The sequence below is a fragment of the Streptomyces sp. 2A115 genome (assembly GCF_052245575.1).
Lineage (GTDB): Bacteria > Actinomycetota > Actinomycetes > Streptomycetales > Streptomycetaceae > Streptomyces.
The window spans coordinates 85,376-101,631 of the sequence record NZ_JBQQCG010000001.1; the positions used below are offsets into that span (position 1 = coordinate 85,376).

At 68.5% G+C, this 16,256-nt stretch carries 13 protein-coding genes; 8 read left to right on the plus strand and 5 right to left on the minus strand.

Features of this window, described 5'->3' with window-relative positions; genetic code table 11:
- The first annotated feature begins 4 nt into the window (after positions 1-4).
- The 6 genes from ACTWQR_RS00390 to ACTWQR_RS00415 all read left to right on the plus strand — a co-directional run bounded on the left by ACTWQR_RS00390 (position 5) and on the right by ACTWQR_RS00415 (position 5,565).
- On the plus strand, positions 5-487 hold the full coding sequence (locus ACTWQR_RS00390; protein WP_443224784.1) for a TraR/DksA family transcriptional regulator: 483 nt from the start codon (positions 5-7) through the stop codon (positions 485-487).
- Positions 488-575: 88 nt separating this feature from the next.
- Positions 576-1,271 carry a signal peptidase II gene (gene lspA / locus ACTWQR_RS00395; protein WP_443224785.1) on the plus strand — a complete coding sequence of 232 codons (696 nt, stop codon included), beginning with the start codon at positions 576-578 and terminating at the stop codon, positions 1,269-1,271.
- A gap of 130 nt (positions 1,272-1,401) precedes the next feature.
- Positions 1,402-2,346 carry an RluA family pseudouridine synthase gene (locus ACTWQR_RS00400; RefSeq protein WP_443224786.1) on the plus strand — a complete coding sequence of 315 codons (945 nt, stop codon included), beginning with the start codon at positions 1,402-1,404 and terminating at the stop codon, positions 2,344-2,346.
- Positions 2,343-2,813, plus strand: coding sequence for a GNAT family N-acetyltransferase (locus tag ACTWQR_RS00405; RefSeq protein ID WP_443224787.1), 471 nt, complete (start codon positions 2,343-2,345; stop codon positions 2,811-2,813). Before ACTWQR_RS00400 ends, ACTWQR_RS00405 begins: the two co-directional genes overlap by 4 nt.
- 362 nt (positions 2,814-3,175) lie before the next feature.
- Entirely contained in the window at positions 3,176-3,916 is a 741-nt protein-coding gene (locus ACTWQR_RS00410) for an SDR family NAD(P)-dependent oxidoreductase (protein WP_443224788.1), read from the plus strand.
- A gap of 68 nt (positions 3,917-3,984) precedes the next feature.
- The gene (locus ACTWQR_RS00415; RefSeq protein ID WP_443224999.1) at positions 3,985-5,565 is read left to right on the plus strand and encodes an IS1182 family transposase; all 1,581 of its coding nucleotides are present in this window, start codon (positions 3,985-3,987) and stop codon (positions 5,563-5,565) included.
- A 153-nt stretch (positions 5,566-5,718) separates the two neighbouring features.
- On the opposite strand, the gene ACTWQR_RS00420 is transcribed toward ACTWQR_RS00415, so the two are convergent.
- A complete protein-coding gene (locus tag ACTWQR_RS00420; protein WP_443224789.1) occupies positions 5,719-6,843 on the minus strand; it encodes a mechanosensitive ion channel family protein in 1,125 nt (374 codons plus the stop codon).
- A gap of 198 nt (positions 6,844-7,041) precedes the next feature.
- Here ACTWQR_RS00420 and ACTWQR_RS00425 point away from each other — a divergent pair, with 198 nt between their 5' ends.
- On the plus strand, positions 7,042-7,611 hold the full coding sequence (locus tag ACTWQR_RS00425; protein WP_443224790.1) for a dienelactone hydrolase family protein: 570 nt from the start codon (positions 7,042-7,044) through the stop codon (positions 7,609-7,611).
- Positions 7,612-7,713: 102 nt separating this feature from the next.
- Here ACTWQR_RS00425 and ACTWQR_RS00430 read toward each other — a convergent pair whose 3' ends face one another.
- From ACTWQR_RS00430 to ACTWQR_RS00445, 4 genes are all read right to left on the minus strand, one after another.
- On the minus strand, positions 7,714-9,375 hold the full coding sequence (locus ACTWQR_RS00430) for an alkaline phosphatase D family protein (protein ID WP_443224791.1): 1,662 nt from the start codon (positions 9,373-9,375) through the stop codon (positions 7,714-7,716).
- 143 nt (positions 9,376-9,518) lie between these two features.
- Positions 9,519-10,319 (minus strand): DsbA family protein, encoded by an 801-nt coding sequence (locus ACTWQR_RS00435; protein WP_443224792.1) that lies wholly within the window; start codon positions 10,317-10,319, stop codon positions 9,519-9,521.
- Between the two features lie 46 nt (positions 10,320-10,365).
- The gene (locus ACTWQR_RS00440; RefSeq protein WP_443224793.1) at positions 10,366-11,049 is read right to left on the minus strand and encodes a hypothetical protein; all 684 of its coding nucleotides are present in this window, start codon (positions 11,047-11,049) and stop codon (positions 10,366-10,368) included.
- A 68-nt stretch (positions 11,050-11,117) separates the two neighbouring features.
- Positions 11,118-12,461 (minus strand): DUF2252 domain-containing protein, encoded by a 1,344-nt coding sequence (locus ACTWQR_RS00445; protein WP_443224794.1) that lies wholly within the window; start codon positions 12,459-12,461, stop codon positions 11,118-11,120.
- A 247-nt stretch (positions 12,462-12,708) separates the two neighbouring features.
- On the opposite strand from ACTWQR_RS00445, the gene dnaE reads away from it, so the two are divergent.
- Positions 12,709-16,248 carry a DNA polymerase III subunit alpha gene (gene dnaE / locus ACTWQR_RS00450; protein ID WP_443224795.1) on the plus strand — a complete coding sequence of 1,180 codons (3,540 nt, stop codon included), beginning with the start codon at positions 12,709-12,711 and terminating at the stop codon, positions 16,246-16,248.
- The last annotated feature ends 8 nt before the right edge of the window (positions 16,249-16,256 follow it).

The following is a 16,256-nucleotide window of genomic DNA, read 5'->3' on the forward strand; positions in this document are numbered from 1 at the left end:
GACAGTGGTTGCGAAGAAGACTCCTGGCACGGCCACGGCGGCGGACAAGGCAAGCGGGGTCCCCAAAGCGCGGATCGCCGCCGCGGAGCCCGGCGAACTTGCGGTACGCCCCGGTGAGGACCCGTGGACCCCGGAGGAGGTCGCGGAGGCACGCTCGGGGCTGCTGTCGGAGGCACTGAGGCTGCGCGCCGAGATCACGCACTCCGAGGAGTCCCTGGTGGGCCTGATGCGCGACTCCGGGGACGGCGCCGGTGACGACCAGGCGGACACCGGCACCAAGAACATCACGCGCGAGCACGAGATGGCGCTCGCGGCCAACGCCCGGGAGATGCTGGAGCAGACCGAGCGCGCCCTGGACCGTCTGGACACGGGCACGTACGGGCTCTGCGAGAACTGCGGAAACCCCATCGGCAAGGCGCGCATGCAGGCCTTCCCGCGCGCCACCTTGTGCGTCGAGTGCAAGCAGAAGCAGGAGCGCCGCTACTGACCGGCCCGGTGTGCCTCCTGAGCACGTGGGCGCGGGAGGCTGTGCCGTACTCTCGTCCTCAGTCAGGCACCTAGGTTGAGGGACTCACGTGGCAGAGGCGGAGCGCATCATCGGTACGCCGGATACCCCGGACGCGGCGGGAGCCGAGCCGGAGCAGACCGACAGGGGCGCGGGGGCGGACGGGCAGTCCGACGCCGAGGGGACGGTGCAGGACCCGGCCGTGCGGTCCGGCTCCGACTCCGGTTCCGAGGGTTCTGACGGTTCCGAGGAGGCGCTGGACGAGACCGAGCGGCCCAAGGGCAAGCGCCGGATCGTCGTGCTCTTCGCGGTCGCCGCCCTGGCGTACGCGTTGGACCTGGTCAGCAAGATGATCGTGGTCGCGAAACTGGAGCACAACGAGCCGATCGAGATCATCGGGGACTGGCTGAGGTTCGAGGCGATCCGCAACGCGGGCGCGGCCTTCGGCATCGGCGAGGCATTCACCGTCATCTTCACGGTGATCGCCGCGGCCGTGATCGTGGTGATCGCCCGGCTCGCCCGCAAGCTCTACAGCCTGCCCTGGGCCATCGCGCTCGGCATGCTGCTGGGCGGTGCGCTCGGCAACCTCACCGACCGGATCTTCCGCTCGCCCGGCGTCTTCAAGGGTGCGGTCGTCGACTTCATCGCGCCCAAGCACTTCGCGGTCTTCAACCTCGCCGACTCCGCGATCGTATGCGGCGGCATCCTGATCGTGCTGCTGTCGTTCCGCGGCCTCGACCCGGACGGAACCGTCCACAAGGACTGACGGGACCGCTCACAGGGACTCACGGGACCGGTCCAGAGGCACCGACGTACCGGGCCGCCCAAGGGTGTCCATGGGCACTGACGTTCGGCTGTGGTCAGGTGTTGTCGGACCCGTCCGGCATACTCGACGGGTGAGCACCATTCCCGAGATCCGCAACCTGCCCGTTCCCGACGGCCTGGAGGGCGAGCGCGTCGACGCCGCCATTTCACGCATGTTCGGCTTCTCCCGCACGAAGGCCGCCGAGCTTGCCGCGGCGGGAAAGGTCACGGTCGACGGCTCGGTGGTCGGGAAGTCCGAGCGGGTGCACGGCGGCGCCTGGCTGGAAGTGGAGATGCCGCAGGCACCCGCTCCCGTGCAGATCGTCGCCGAGCCCGTCGAGGGCATGGAGATCGTGCACGACGACGATGACGTGGTCGTGATCGTCAAGCCGGTCGGCGTCGCCGCGCACCCGAGCCCCGGTTGGTCGGGCCCGACGGTGATCGGCGGTCTCGCCGCGGCCGGATACCGGATCTCGACTTCTGGCGCCGCCGAGCGACAGGGCATCGTGCACCGCCTGGACGTGGGCACGTCGGGCCTGATGGTGGTGGCCAAGTCGGAGTACGCGTACACGTCGCTGAAGCGCCAGTTCAAGGAGCGCACGGTCGACAAGCGCTACCACGCGCTCGTGCAGGGCCATCCGGATCCGACCAGCGGCACCATCGACGCGCCCATCGGGCGGCACCCGAACCACGACTACAAGTGGGCGGTGACGGCCGAGGGCAAGCCCTCGATCACGCACTACGACCTGGTCGAGGCGTTCCGCGCGGCCTCGCTGCTCGACATCAAGCTGGAGACCGGGCGTACGCACCAGATCCGCGTCCACATGGCGGCCCACCGGCACCCCTGCGTCGGCGACCTGACGTACGGCGCCGACCCGACGCTCGGCAAGCGGCTCGGGCTCACCCGGCAGTGGCTGCACGCGGTGCGGCTCGGCTTCGAGCACCCCGGGGACGGGCAGTGGGTCGAGTTCGAGACCGGCTACCCCGAGGACCTGCAGCAGGCGCTGGACCGCGTCCGGGAGGAAAGCTACGCATGAGCTCGTCGTCGTACGTGGTGCGGGTGGCCGAGGATCCGGCCGACCGTGAGGCGTGCTTCGCGGTCCGCAAGGAGGTCTTCGTCGTCGAGCAGGGAGTCCCTCAGGACCTCGAGTACGACACGTACGACGCCGATGCGGTGCACGTGCTCGCCATGCGGGAGGACGGGGCGCCGCTCGGCGCGGGGCGGCTGTTGTACGGCGAGGTGGCGGCCGCCAAGACCGGTGGTGAACCGGGTGTCGGCTCCCTGGGGCGGCTCGCCGTCGTGAAGGCCGCGCGGGGGCTCGGCGTCGGGGTCGCGCTTGTCCGGGGCATCGAGGACGCGGCACGCGCGCGTGGGCTGACGGCGGTCGATCTGCATGCGCAGACGCATGCGCTGGGGTTCTACGAACGGCTGGGTTATGTGGTGTACGGGCCGGAGTTCCCCGACGCCGGGATAGCGCATCGGGCGATGCGGCGCCCTCTTTAGCCGGTCAGCGAGGCCTTGGTGAGTCAGCGAGGTCCTGGCCGCGGCGGGCGTCCACTGGCCCGGGTGTCCTGAGATGGCGCGCTGGGAGTCTGCTCGCCTGATCGTCCAGACCCCTCGGAGCGCTGACTGTGGATCAGTTGGCCCTGTTGTTCGTGCTGTTGCTCGGGGCCGTGGTGAGTGTCCCGCTGGGGGATCGCTTCGGGCTCCCTTCCCCTGTGCTGATGACGCTGCTCGGGATCGTTGGGCCGATCCGGAGATCGTGGACCGGGTGTTGCGGCATCTGGATGTGCGCATCTTGCGATGGTCGGTCCTTGGGCGGAGTTTGATGGCATGTACAGCTATCGCTTTGTAGGGTCTTGCCCATGGCACGCAACGTAGTGATCAGCGGTGGTGGTACGGGTATTGGGCTTGCTGCGGCTCGGATGTTCGCGGCGGACGGGGATCGGGTGCTGCTGCTCGGGCGGCGGGCCGAGGTGCTGGAGAAGGCGGGGGTGCCCGGGGCGCTCACGTATGCGGCTGATCTCAGTGAGGTCGAAGGGGTGCGGGGAGTCGGGGAGTTCGTGGCCTCCGAACTCGGGACGGTGGACGTGCTCGTTCACGGTGCGGGTGGTGCCGGGTATCTGGAGCCCCAGGCCGACAGCGACGATCCGCTCGATATCGTCGCGCACACCTGGAGCGTCAACTTCCGGCTCAACACGCTGACGGCCGCCCTGCTCACCGAGGCTCTGCGGGAGCGGCTCGCGTCGCCGGGCGGGCGGGTGCTCTTCCTCAGCTCCATCGCCGCGTACCGGGGCTCAGGGAGCGGGGCGTACGCGGCGTCCAAGGCCGCGCTGCATCCGTACGCCTTCGATCTCGCCCGGCAGTTGGGGCCGCGAGGTGTCACCGTGAACGTGGTGGCGCCCGGCTATATCGAGGACACCGAGTTCTTCGGCGGGACCATGGACGATGCACGCCGCGAACACCTGATCGCCGAGACCTCGACGGGCCGCGCCGGCACGCCAGGCGATGTCGCCGAAACCCTCCACTGGTTGGCTTCGCCCGCGGCCGGACACGTCACGGCTCAGGTGATCCAGGTGAATGGCGGGGCGGAGCGGGGTCACTAGAAGTCTCATGAAGATCTTGAGTTCTGGCCCTGCCGCGTGAGCGGTAGGGCCAGACTCGTTGTGTGGCGATGGGCGAATGGGTCGGCGAGATGGTCGGGCCGGACGTGTGGGAGACGTGCCGGGAGCTGATCCCGGCCGGGAGCGTGTTCGCGTTCCTGGCCGAGCACCGCGGTGAGCTGTTTCCGGCTGAGATGTTCGCGGACATGTATCCCTCGGCGAACGGGCGGCCGAGTATGCCGCCGCAGATCCTGGCCGCCGCGATCACCTTGCAGGCCCTGCACGGGCTGTCGGACTTCGAGACCGTCCAGGAACTGCGGTGCGACCTGCGGTGGAAGGCCGCATGCGGTCTTGGCCTTCACGACATGGCGTTCGACCCGTCGCTGCTGGCCTACTTCCGCCGCCGACTGGCCCGTTCCACCCGCCCGAACCGCATCTTCGAGGCCGTACGCGAGGTGGTGAAGGCCACCGGGGTCCTCAAGGGCAAGCACCGCCGGGCGCTGGACTCCACCGTGCTGGACGACGCGGTCGCCACCCAGGACACGGTCACCCAGCTCATCGCCGCCGTCCGGGCGGTGATCCGCGAAGTCCCCGGCGCCGAAACAATCGCCGCTGCCCAGTGCACCGCGCATGACTACACCGACCCGGGCAAACCGAAGATTGCCTGGAACGATGAACAGGCCCGCGCCGAGCTGGTCGACGCGCTGGTCACAGACGCGCTGGGGCTGCTGGGCCACCTGCCCGACCAGCAACTCGGCGAGAAAGCCGCGAACGCCGTGGGCATCCTGGCCCTGGTCGCCGGCCAGGACGTCGAGCCCGCCGAGGACTCCGACGGCCGCGACGGACGCTGGCGCATCACCCGGGGCACCGCCCCGAACCGGACGGTCTCCACCGTCGATCCGGAAGCCCGGCACGTGCACAAGACCCGCAGTCACCAGCAGGACGGCTTCAAGGCCCACCTGGCCATCGAGCCCGAGACCGGCTTATACACCGCCGTCGCCCTCAGACCCGGCGCCGGGCCCGAGCACCACGAGGCCGCGGTCGGCCTGGAACTGCTCGCCGACGAGGACACCCCACTCGATGCCTTCGGCGACACCGCCTACTCCACCGGCGATGTCCGCCAGACCCTCCACGAGGCCGGGCACCGGCTGTTCCTCAAGCCCGCACCGCTGCGGCCGGCCGTCCCCGGCGGCTTCACCCTCGACGACTTCGCCATCGACACCACAGCCGCCATCGTGACCTGCCCGGCCGGACACACCGTGGCCCTGTCCGACCCCGGCGGGCAGCACCACCAACGCAAAGCCTCCTTCGGCAACTTATGCACCGGATGCCACCTGCGCGAGCGGTGCACCAAAGCCAAGGCCGGACGCATCCTGACCATCCGACCCCACCACGACCTCCAAGCGGCCGCCCGCCACCAGGCCGCCACCGATCCCGACTGGCAGGCCGACTACCGCCGCTGGCGACCTCCGGTCGAACGCGCCGTCGCCTGGCTCGTCCACCACGGCAACCGGCGCCTGCGCTACCGCGGCACCATCAAGAACGACACCTGGCTCCACACCCGAGCCGCCGCCCTCAACCTCCGCCGACTGATCAACCTCGGACTCACCCGCATCGACGGCGCCTGGCACCTCACCCCAGCCACCACATAGCAAAAAGGGGCCATCCGGCCTCCGGCCGGACAGCCCCTCAACAAGATCTTCATCAGTCTTCTAGGGGGTGTTTCGAAACACCCTAGGCGCCTGCCGCCGGCCCGGCATTGAGCTGTTCCGTCCCTCGATCGATGGTGGGGCCGGGCGAAGGGCTCAGCCTCGGCCCGTCAGTGGTGGTTCCACCGCGCGGGCGCGGGTCGATCGTGGGGGTGCGGCGTCGGCGCCGTTCGGGTGTTGGGTGCCGGGTGGGAGGATCGCGTCGGCCGTGTTGACGCGGGGTAGGGCGTAGGGGTGGTACTTGGCCAGCCAGCGGAGCAGCTGTTCGCGGACCGTGACGCGCACCGTCCAGAGGTCGTCCGCGTCCTTCGCGGTGACGAGGGCGCGTACCTCCATGGTGCTGGGGGTGGCGTCGGTGACGTCGAGGCCGTAGTGGCGGCCGTCCCAGGCGGGGCATTCGCGAAGGATGTCGCGGAGTTGGGCGCGCATCTCCTCCACGGGTGCGCTGTGGTCCAGGTGGAGGAAGACCGTGCCGGTCATCTGCGGGCTGCCCCGGGACCAGTTCTCGAACGGCTTGGACGTGAAGTACGAGACCGGCATGGTGATCCGGCGCTCGTCCCAGGTGCGCACGGTCAGGAAGGTCAGCGTGATCTCGTCGACCGTGCCCCACTCGCCGTCCACCACGACCGTGTCACCGAGCCGCACCATGTCGCCGAAGGCGATCTGCAGCCCGGCGAAGAGGTTGCTGAGCGTGGACTGCGCGGCGATACCGGCGACGATGCCGAGGACGCCGGCCGAGGCGAGCAGCGAGGCGCCGGCTGTGCGCATCGCGGGGAACGTCAGCAGCATCGCGGCGACCGCGACCACACCGACGACCGCTGAGACCACGCGCTGGATCAGCGTCACCTGCGTACGGACGCGGCGGACCCGGGCGGGGTCGCGGTGCGCGGCGGCGTAACGGGTGTACGACGTCTCCACTATCGCCGCCGCGGTACGGATCGCCAGCCACGCGGCTGACCCGATGAGCACCAGTGTCAGGATCCGGCCGATGCCGACCGAATAGGACGGGAACAGCCTCGCCTCGCTGTACGAACCTCTCAGCATGGCCGTGCACAGCACGAGCTGGAAGGGGATGCGGCCGCGGCGCAGCAGGCCCCACAGCGGGGTTTCGGGGTGTCGTTCGTCGGCTTGCCGCATCAGCCGGTCGACGCCCCAGCCGATGAGCAGCGTCAGTACGAGCGAGCCGCCGACGACGATCAGCGGGCGCAGTACGTTCTCCATGCCTTCGACCGTAACCGGCACGGGGCCGACATGAACATGTGGTCTCAGCCCCGTCGTATACGCCCTGCCCCCGTATGTCTGTCCTCGTACACCATCTCCCCGCACGCCCTGTCCCATATGCCCTGTTCCTCGTACCGCCGTCCACGGCCGTACCCGCCTCGGTCCGGCGTTGTCAGTCGTGGCTGGCACCATGGGCTCATGAACATCATGCTCTTCCATTCGACCTACGGGCTGCGGCCCGCGGTGCGCGACGCGGCGGACCGGTTGCGTGCGGCGGGACACGAGGTGTGGACGCCCGATCTCTTCGAGGGGCGCACCTTCGAGACCGTGGAGGAGGGCATGGCCTTCAAGGACGAGATCGGCAAGGACGAGTTGCTCAAGCGCGCGATTCTGGCCGCGGCGCCGTACTCGGAGCGGGAGCTCGTGTACGCGGGGTTCTCGTTCGGTGCCGCGATCGCGCAGACGCTCGCGCTCGGCGACGACAAGGCCCGCGGGCTGCTGCTCCTGCACGGCACGTCCGACATCGCTCAGAGCGTGTCGGTGGACGAGCTGCCGGTCCAGCTGCATGTCGCAGAGCCGGACGCCTTCGAGCCCGACGACTGGCTGAGCGCCTGGTATCTCCAGATGGGCAAGGCGGGCGCCGACGTGGAGGTCTACAGATACGTCGGGGCCGGGCACCTCTACACCGACCCCGGCCTGCCGGACTACGACGAGGAGGCCGCCGAGGCCACCTGGCGGGTGGCGCTCGGCTTCCTCGAAAGCCTGTAACAAAGGCCGACAACAAAGGCCGACAACAAAGGCCGACAACAAAGGCCGACAACAAAGGCCGACAACAAAAGCCAGTAGCCGAGTCGGTGAGCCGTGGAGGTGTCAGCCCACCGGGGCGTACACCCGCTCCACCTTCTGCGTGCCGCTGCGCGTGCGGTACGAACGGGCCCAGGACGCCGTCGCGTTCGCGGACGTCCGGTCGGAGAGGACGTAGTAGTCCATCTGCGCCCGGTCGGCGGTGAGGTCCAGAACGCCGTAGCCGTGGCGGTCGGTGTCGACCCAGTGGACGTGCCGGTTGGCGGCGCGGATCACGGGCGAGGCGAGGGCCGAAACCGTGCCCTCGGGGACGTTGACGATGTCGTCGAGGTTGTCGGAGGTGACCGACGTGACGACGAACTCGGTGGCGGCGGAGGCGGACAGCGGGTACGTACCGGCGTTGTACGGCACGTCGTTGGCCCAGGCCATGTGGATGTCGCCGGTGAGGAAGACCGTGTTGCGGATCGCGTTGTCCCGTAGATGCGCGAGCAGTTCGCGGCGGTCGTCGGTGTAGCCGTCCCACTGGTCGGTGTTGAGGGCCAGGCCCTCCTTGGGCAGGCCGAGCAGTTCGGAGAGGGGCTTCAGGAGTTCGGCGGAGAGCGAGCCGATGGCGAACGGCGCGATCATGACCGAGTTGCCGACCAGTCGCCAGGTGGTGTCCGAGGCCTTCAGGCCCGCCTTCAGCCAGTCGAGCTGGGCCCGGCCGGTGAGCGTACGGGCCGGGTCGTCCACCGAGCCGTTTCCGACGGACGCCTGCTGGGAGCGGAACGAGCGCAGGTCCAGCAGCGCGAGGTCGGCCAGCTTGCCGAAGCGCAGCCGGCGGTACGTGGTGCCCTCGATCGCCGGGCGGACCGGCATCCACTCGAAGTAGGCCTGCTTGGCGGCCGACTGGCGGGCGGACCAGGTGCCCTCGGCGCCCTCGGTGTGGTTCTCGGCGCCGCCCGACCAGGCGTCGTTGGCGAGTTCGTGGTCGTCCCATATCGCGATGACCGGGGCTTTGTGGTGGAGCGCCTGGAGGTCGGGGTCGGTCTTGTAGCGCCCGTGCCGCGTGCGGTAGTCGGCGAGCGTGAGGATCTCGTGGGCGGGGGCGTGCGGGCGTACGACCGTGCCGCGGGCCGCGTACTCGCCGGTCGGGTACTCGTAGATGTAGTCGCCCAGATGCAGCCAGGCGTCCAGGTCGCCGCGCGCGGCGAGATGCCGGTACGCCGAGAAGTAGCCGGCCTCCCAGTTGGCGCAGGAGACGACGCCGAAGCGCATCCCGGCCACGGCCGCGTCGTGGGCGGGGGAGGTGCGGGTGCGGGCGGCCGGTGAGTCGGTGCCGCCGCTGGAGAAGCGGAACCAGTAGTCGGTGGCGGGCTTCAGGCCGCGGATGTCCGCCTTGACGGTGTGGTCGGAGGCGGCGGACGCGGTGGTGGAGCCCTTGGCCACGATGGTCGTGAACGCCTTGTCGGAGGCCACGATCCAGGCGACCTCGATGTCCGGGCCGAGCCCGGAGCCGGGTTTCGCCTCGGCCGTGGGCGTCACCCGGGTCCACAGCAGGATGCCGTCCGGCAGCGGGTCACCGGAGGCGACGCCGTGCAGGAACGCGGGGGCCTCGGCGGCGCGGGCCGGCAGCGCTGCGGCGAGCGGAGCCGCGAGCACGGCGGTCGCGGCGGCTGCCTTGACGACCGTACGGCGGCGCGGCGCGGGGGAGTTGGGGCTGAAGTGGGATCTGATGCGACTGGTCACGGCCGATCAGATTACTGATCAGTAAGGCGTTCGGTAAGGCCAAGGACGCGAAGGGCGGGCGAACTTGGAAGAGTTAGCCCGCCCTTACGCCGTGCGTTACCTGGCGACAGCGATACCTGGTGACTCGTTACTTGGTGACTGCGTCACTTGGTGACGCCCGCGTCCTTGAGCGCCGTCTGCCAGTCGGCCACGCTGCTCGGGTTCTCGATCTTCTTGTCGTTGATCTTGATGGTCGGCGTCGAGTCGACGCCCTCGGCGTCGTCGAAGGACTTGCTCATCTTCATCGCCCAGGCGTCGTACGTGCCCTTCTCGACGGCGTCCTGGAACTTCTTGTTGTTCTTCAGCGCGTCCACCGTGTTCGCCACCTCGATCAGGTAGCTGTCCTTGGCGAACTCGTCGGTCGACTCCTCCGGGTGGTACTTCGTCGAGTACAGCGCGGTCTTGTACTCCAGGAACGCGTCGCTGCTCACGTTCAGCGCGGCGCCGAGCGCGCTCAGCGCGTTCTTCGAGCCCTCGCCGCTCAGGCTGCCGTCGAGGAACGTACCGATGGTGAAGGAGAGCTTGTAGTCGCCGTCCTTCATACCCTTGTTGACGGTCTCTCCGACGGTCTGCTCGAAGGTGGCGCAGGCCGGGCAGCGCGGGTCCTCGTAGAGGTGGACCGTGTTGTCCGTCTTGGACTCGCCGATCACGACGGTCGTGCCGTTCGTGCCGCTGGTGTTGGCGGGGGCGACCACCTTCGCGTCGGCGGCCGCGTTCCACTTCGAGGGCTCGTTGTTCTGTACGACGGCGTAGCTGATTCCGCCGGCTATCGCGAGGACGGCGACGATCGACCCCGCGACGATGACCTGCCGCTTGACCTTGGCACGCTTGGCCTCGCGCTCGCGCTCGATGCGCAGCCGCTCACGGGCAGCCGACTTCGCGGCCTGGCTGTTCCTCTTGCTCATGATCGTGTTCTCCGTGGTGATGACAGGTGGCTGTGGACTGTCGTGCTCAGGCGAAAACGGCCGAGCAGGGCGGTCCACGCCGTCCCAGGGAGTGCACGAAGAGCCGCGTACGCATGACGGCGACCCGGAGGGTGGGGCGGGGCAGGGGGCGCACGGGAGTGAGGCGTACGGTCACCGCGGCGACCGCGAGCATCAGCGGCCGGAAGGTTGCCGCGGCCACCGCGCCCAGGACCTGGGCCAGCGCCCGCTCGCCGCGCCGCAGCCAGGCGGCCGCGAGCAGGCCCACACCGATGTGCGCGCCGAGCAGCAGCCAGGCGGCCGCCGGGTCGGCGTGCGCGAGCAGGGCGGCGGCACGGTCACCGTCGCCGACTGTCACCCTGGCCAGCGGAGCGCCGACCTCCCCGCCGCACAGGACGTCGAGGCCGACGGAGCGCAGCGGGCCCGTTACCGGGCCGCCCGCCCTGCCGTAGCAGGCGTGCTGGCCCGTGGTGAACAGCGTGTCGGCGGCCAGCTCCAGCGGGATCAGCAGGGCGGCGATCCGCCCGAAGCCGCGCTCGCGGCCCGCCAGTGCGTAGGAGAGGACGAACACGGTGGCGGCTGTCACGGCCACCGTGCTCAGCGGCAGCGGGACCCGGGACAGCAGCACGTGCGACGTGGTGCTGAGCGTCACGACGAGTGCCGTGAACAGCGCCGCGCGCACGGCTCTGAGCTGGGTCCCGGTTATGTCCATAGCGCTGGAGAGTGTGTCATGTAGTCCTGTAAGGGACCCCTAAAGGGGACCTGTGAGTTGTCGGGTGGCTACAGACCTGGAATCCGCCCGTTACGGAACAGATCCACGAAGATCTGGTGGTCGGCACGTGCGCGTGCCCCATACGCATGCGCGAAGTCCACAAGAAGGTCGCCGAAGCTGTCCTCGTCGGCCGCGATCGCCGCGTCGATGGCCCGCTCCGTGGAGAACGGCACCAGCTCCGAGTGGCCGCTCTCGTCGTCCGCCGCCGAGTGCATGGTGGCGGTGGCCCGGCCCAGGTCGGCGATGACCGCCGCGATCTCCTCCGGGTCGTCGATGTCGCCCCAGTCCAGGTCCACCGCGTACGGCGAGACCTCGGCGACCAGCTGGCCCGCGCCGTCCAGCTCGGTCCAGCCGAGCCACGGGTCGGCGTGTGCCTGGAGGGCGCGCTGCGAGATCACCGTGCGGTGGCCCTCGTGCTGGAAGTACTCGCGGATCGAGGAGTCCGTGATGTGCCGGGAGACGGCCGGGGTCTGGGCCTGCTTGATGTAGATCACCACATCGTTCTCCAGGGCGTCGCTGTTGCCCTCCAGAAGGATGTTGTACGAGGGCAGGCCCGCCGAGCCGATGCCGATGCCGCGGCGGCCCACGACGTCCTTCACCCGGTACGAGTCCGGGCGGGCCAGGGACGACTCCGGCAGCGTCTCCAGGTAGCCGTCGAAGGCCGCCAGGACCTTGTAGCGGGTGGCCGCGTCCAGCTCGATGGAGCCGCCGCCCGGCGCGAAGCGGCGCTCGAAGTCGCGGATCTCGGTCATCGACTCGAGCAGCCCGAAGCGGGTCAGCGAGCGCGCGTCACGCAGCGCGTCCAGGAGCGGGCCCTCGGCCGTGTCCAGCGTGAAGGGCGGCACCTCGTCGCTCTTGGCACCGGTCGCGAGGGCGTGGATCCGCTCCCGGTAGGCGGCCGCGTAGGTCCGTACGAGACCCGTGATCTGCTCGTCGCTCAGCGCCTTCGCGTAGCCGATCAGGGCCACGGAGGCCGCGAGGCGTTTGAGGTCCCAGGTGAAGGGGCCGACGTACGCCTCGTCGAAGTCGTTCACGTTGAAGATCAGGCGGCCCTGGGCGTCCATGTACGTGCCGAAGTTCTCCGCGTGCAGGTCACCGTGGATCCACACGCGCGAGGTGCGCTCGTCCAGGTACGGCCCGCCCCGCTTCGACCCGAAGCCGATGTCGGCGGTCAGGTCGTGGTAGAAGAGGCCGGCCGTGCCCCGGTAGAAGGCGAACGCGGAGGCCGCCATCTTCCGGAACTTCACGCGGAACGCGGCCGGATCTGCGGCCAGCAGTTCGCCGAAGGCAGTGTCGAAGACGGCGAGAATCTGTTCGCCGCGTTGCTCGGCGCTGAGCTGCGGATCCGACATCGCGGGGTGCCTCCTGGTGCAGGTCGTGCATGACGAATGGGACGAATATGCCGTCCGCCGGGAACGGATGTCTCCGTCCCCGTCCAACGGACGAAGGTACTCGGGAGTGCCCGTTTCCCCCGCATGAAGGTACGGGGGAGAGGCCTCCGAGTGTCAGTGCCGAGGCATAGACTTCGACGCTGTCCCCCAGACTGTCGGCAGCCTGTGGGAAGTCCGTCGACGACTGTTTGCCTTGGAGGCCGAAGCCGTGTCAAAGCCGCCGTTCACGCACCTGCACGTCCATACCCAGTACTCGCTGCTGGACGGTGCCGCGCGGCTGAAGGACATGTTCAATGCCTGCAATGAGATGGGCATGACGCACATCGCGATGAGCGACCACGGCAACCTGCACGGGGCGTACGACTTCTTCCACTCGGCGACGAAGGCCGGGGTGACGCCGATCATCGGGATCGAGGCGTATGTGGCGCCGGAGTCGCGGCGCAACAAGCGCAAGATCCAGTGGGGGCAGCCGCACCAGAAGCGCGACGATGTGTCGGGTTCGGGTGGTTACACGCACAAGACGATCTGGGCGGCGAACAAGACGGGGCTGCACAACCTCTTCAAGCTCTCCTCGGACGCGTATGCGGAGGGGTGGCTGCAGAAGTGGCCGCGGATGGACAAGGAGACCATCTCCCAGTGGTCGGAGGGGCTGATCGCCTCCACGGGGTGTCCCTCGGGTGAGTTGCAGACCCGTCTTCGGCTCGGTCAGCAGGAAGAGGCTCTGAAAGCGGCTGCCGAGTACCAGGACATCTTCGGCAAGGATCGGTATTTCCTGGAGTTGATGGACCACGGCATCGAGATCGAGCGGCGGGTGCGTGACGGGCTGCTGGAGATCGGCAGGAAGCTCGGCATTCCGCCGCTGGTGACGAATGACTCGCATTACACGTACGCGCATGAGTCGACGGCGCATGATGCGCTGCTGTGCATCCAGACCGGCAAGAACCTCTCCGACCCGGACCGTTTCCGCTTCGACGGCACCGGCTACTACCTCAAGTCGACCGACGAGATGTACGCCATCGACTCCTCCGACGCCTGGCAGGAGGGCTGCGCCAACACCCTTCTGGTCGCCGAGCAGATCGACACCACCGGCATGTTCGAGAAGCGCGACCTCATGCCCAAGTTCGACATCCCCGACGGCTTCACCGAAGTCACCTGGTTCCAGGAGGAAGTCCGGGTCGGCATGAACCGCCGCTACCCGGGCGGCGTCCCCGAAGACCGCCAGAAGCAGGCGGAGTACGAGATGGACGTCATCATCCAGATGGGGTTCCCGGGCTACTTCCTCGTCGTCGCCGACTTCATCATGTGGGCCAAGAACAACGGCATCGCGGTCGGCCCCGGCCGAGGCTCCGCGGCCGGCTCGATCGTCGCGTACGCGATGGGGATCACCGACCTCGACCCCATCGAGCACGGCCTGATCTTCGAGCGGTTCCTCAACCCCGAGCGTGTCTCCATGCCCGATGTCGACATCGACTTCGACGAGCGTCGGCGCGTCGAGGTGATCAGGTACGTGACGGAGAAGTACGGCGCCGACAAGGTCGCCATGATCGGCACGTACGGCAAGATCAAGGCGAAGAACGCCATCAAGGACTCCGCGCGCGTGCTGGGTTACCCGTACGCGATGGGCGACCGGCTCACCAAGGCCATGCCAGCCGACGTCCTCGGCAAGGGCATCGACCTCAACGGCATCACCGACCCCTCGCACCCGCGCTACAGCGAGGCCGGCGAGATCCGCGGGATGTACGAGAACGAGCCGGACGTGAAGAAGGTCATCGACACCGCCAAGGGCGTCGAAGGTCTGGTCAGGCAGATGGGTGTGCACGCGGCCGGCGTGATCATGTCCAGCGAACCCATCGTCGACCACGCCCCGATCTGGGTGCGGCACACGGACGGCGTGACCATCACGCAGTGGGACTATCCCCAGTGCGAGTCGCTGGGCCTGCTGAAGATGGACTTCCTGGGCCTGCGCAACCTGACCATCATGGACGACGCCATCAAGATGGTGAAGGCCAACAAGGGCATCGACCTGGAGATGCTCTCCCTCCCGCTGGACGACCCCAGGACCTTCGAACTGCTCTGCCGCGGTGACACGCTCGGCGTCTTCCAGTTCGACGGCGGCCCGATGCGCTCGCTGCTCCGCCAGATGCAGCCCGACAACTTCGAGGACATTTCCGCCGTCTCGGCCCTCTACCGGCCGGGCCCGATGGGCATGAACTCGCACACGAACTACGCCGAGCGCAAGAACGGCCGCCAGGAGATCACGCCGATCCACCCGGAGCTCGAAGAGCCCCTGAAGGAGACGCTGGGCCTGACCTACGGCCTGATCGTGTACCAGGAGCAGGTGCAGAAGGCCGCGCAGATCATCGCCGGTTACTCGCTCGGTGAGGCCGACATCCTGCGCCGCGTGATGGGCAAGAAGAAGCCCGACGAGCTGGCGAAGAACTTCTCCATTTTCCAGGCCGGTGCGAAGAAGAACGGCTACTCCGACGCGGCGATCCAGGCCCTGTGGGACGTTCTGGTCCCGTTCGCCGGATACGCGTTCAACAAGGCGCACTCATCGGCGTACGGCCTGGTCACCTACTGGACGGCATATCTCAAGGCGAACTATCCGGCCGAGTACATGGCGGCGCTGCTGACCTCGGTGAAGGACGACAAGGACAAGTCGGCGGTCTATCTCAACGAGTGCCGGCGCATGGGTATCCGGGTGCTGCCGCCCAATGTGAACGAGTCCGAGCAGAACTTCGCCGCGCAGGGCGACGACGTGATCCTCTTCGGCCTCTCCGCGGTCCGCAACGTCGGCACCAACGTGGTCGAGTCGATCATCCGCAGCCGCAAGGCCAAGGGGAAGTACGCCTCCTTCCCCGACTACCTCGACAAGGTCGAGGCCGCCGCCTGCAACAAGCGCACCACCGAATCGCTGATCAAGGCGGGCGCGTTCGACACCATGGGCCACACCCGCAAGGGGTTGACCGCCCAGTACGAGCCGATGATCGACAACGTCGTGGCCGTCAAGCGCAAGGAGGCCGAGGGACAGTTCGACCTCTTCGGCGGCATGGGCGAACAGGACACCAGCGAGCCCGGCTTCGGCCTCGACGTCGAGTTCACCACCGACGAGTGGGAGAAGACCTACCTCCTGGCCCAGGAGCGGGAGATGCTCGGCCTGTACGTCTCCGACCACCCGCTCTTCGGCCTGGAACACGTGCTGTCCGACAAGGCCGACGCGGGCATCGGACAGCTCACCGGCGGCGACTACTCCGACGGCTCGATCGTCACCATCGGCGGCATCATCTCCGGCCTCCAGCGCAAGATGACCAAACAGGGCAACGCCTGGGCGATCGCCACGGTCGAGGACCTCGCCGGCTCCATCGAGTGCATGTTCTTCCCCGCCACCTACCAGCTCGTCTCCACCCAACTCGTCGAGGACGCCGTGGTGTTCGTCAAGGGACGCCTCGACAAACGCGAGGACGTACCCCGCCTCGTCGCCATGGAACTACAGGTCCCGGATCTGTCGAACGCCGGCACCAACGCGCCCGTGATCCTCACCATCCCGGCGCTCAAGGTCACCCCGCCCATGATCAGCCGGCTCGGCGAGATCCTCAGCCATCACAAGGGCGAGAGCGAGGTGCGGATCAAGCTCCAGGGCCCGAGCAAGACCACGGTGCTGCGGCTCGACCGGCACCGGGTGAAACCGGATCCCGCGCTCTTCGGCGACCTGAAGGTGCTGCTCGGACCGTCCTGCCTGGCCGGGTGAAAATCCCG